This is a genomic window from Mesorhizobium sp. M4A.F.Ca.ET.090.04.2.1, assembly GCF_003999085.1.
Taxonomy (GTDB): Bacteria; Pseudomonadota; Alphaproteobacteria; order Rhizobiales; family Rhizobiaceae; genus Mesorhizobium.
In genome coordinates, this window is record NZ_RZOT01000795.1 from 1 (window position 1) to 1,707 (window position 1,707).

A 1,707-nucleotide genomic window follows, 5' to 3' on the forward strand; every position below is an offset into this window, starting at 1 on the left:
GGACAAGACCGCGGCCGAATTCACCGACCTTGGCGAATTCATGCTGAAGAACATCGCGCTGCCGGTGCGGGTGATGATAGCGGGCCGCGGTGGCAATGCGTCGCCAGCGGCGCCGCTCGCCGCCATTTCGCCAGCCGTCAGCCAGCAAAAGTCGCCGCCCAAAGGCCCGCCGGCGATTGCCGTGCTGCCTTTCGCCGGCGATGGTGGCGAGCGCGACGTCGGCTACATGGCCGATGGCATCGCCGAGGACATTATCTACGGCCTCTCGAACACGAGATGGCTTTCAGTGATCGCCAAGAGCTCCAGCTTCCAATTTCGCGACGATAGCCTGGGCACGCGGGTAATCGGCAACGCGCTTGGCGCGCGCTACATCGTCAGCGGCACTCTGACGCGCAATGGCAGCCAGATCCGCCTCAACACCTCGCTTGCCGACACCTCGAACGGACGGCTGGTCTGGTCGCAGCGCTTCGACCGCGACCTCGTCGACATCTTCAAGCTGCGCGACCAGATCGGCAGCGAGATCGTCTCGATGCTCGACAAGGAAGTGGACCGGGCCGAACAGGCGCGCACCTTCCAGGTGCCGTGGGAAAGCCTGGAGACCTGGCAATTGGTTCGACGCGGTCGCTGGCACATGAACCGGCGCACGCGCGGCGATACCGAAATCGCCCTGGATTTCTTCGAAAAGGCCTATCGGGAGGACGCCAATTCCAGCGCCGTGCTGAACGAGCTGGCATGGTGGTATTTCTGGCGGGCGTGGCTGCGTTTTGGCGACAGCGATGACCTGGACAAGGTCGAGCAGTACGCGCGCAAGGCCTTGCTGATGGACAGCCTGGACGCGCGCCCGCACGCCCATCTTGGCGTCATCGATATCATGCGGGGTCAGCCGCGGGCCGCGATCGAGCATCTCGAGGAAGCGCTGCACATCAACCCGAGCTTTGCCTTTGCGCGCTCGGCCATGGGCAGCGCCAAGCTTCTGCTTGGAGATGCCGCCGACGCCATACCGTTCTTCCTCGATACCGAGCGGCTGAGTCCTTTCGATCTCTACCGGTTCCACAATCTGGGGGAACTGGGGGTCGCCTACAGTTTCGTCGAGAACTGGCCGGCCGTGATCGCCACGGCCGATCGTTCGCTCAACCTGTCGCCTGGCTATTTCTACGCCCGATACCTGAAGATCGGCGCCTTGATGCGCAGCGGCCGTGTCGATGAGGCCAAACGCGAACTGGCGATTTTCACGACCAGGCATCCGGACTTCTCGGAGCAGCGGGTGCGCTGGATACCTTTCGCCAACAAGGCCGCGAATGAATTCCTCATCGCCAATTTCGAACTGGCAAGATCGGCGATGTGATTTCGCGGAGGCGATGGGCTGGACACAGATGATTGTGAAAAGAATCACATACTCCGAGCCGATGCGACCATAGGCCAAGAGACGGCCGGCATCGCAATGAGGTGGACAGCCGGGGGGCTTGAACGTGCATGATCAAGTTAAAGTACTTCGATAAAGTCCGCGCGGCCCAGAAAAGCCAGCGACCGCTGTCGGAAATGCCGCCTTTCGACATTGAACGGCTCCGCGCCAAGGGCTTGGCGTCCCGCATCGCGAACTTTTTCTTCGGCGATCCCCGCTGGGCCCTCGCGCTGCTGCGCCGCTTCAAGCCGAGTCTTGGCTTCGGCAATTTCCTGCTCGTCACCAGGAACGCCGACGTTCGCGAC

2 protein-coding genes are annotated in these 1,707 nt (G+C 62.3%); both read left to right on the plus strand.

Features of this window, described 5'->3' with window-relative positions:
• Positions 1-1,345, plus strand: a 1,345-nt coding sequence (locus EN781_RS31900; RefSeq protein ID WP_127400698.1) for an adenylate/guanylate cyclase domain-containing protein, incomplete at its 5' end; no start/stop codon positions are given.
• A 128-nt stretch (positions 1,346-1,473) separates the two neighbouring features.
• A partial coding sequence (locus EN781_RS31905) for a hypothetical protein (RefSeq protein WP_145965764.1) occupies positions 1,474-1,707 on the plus strand: 234 nt, incomplete at its 3' end.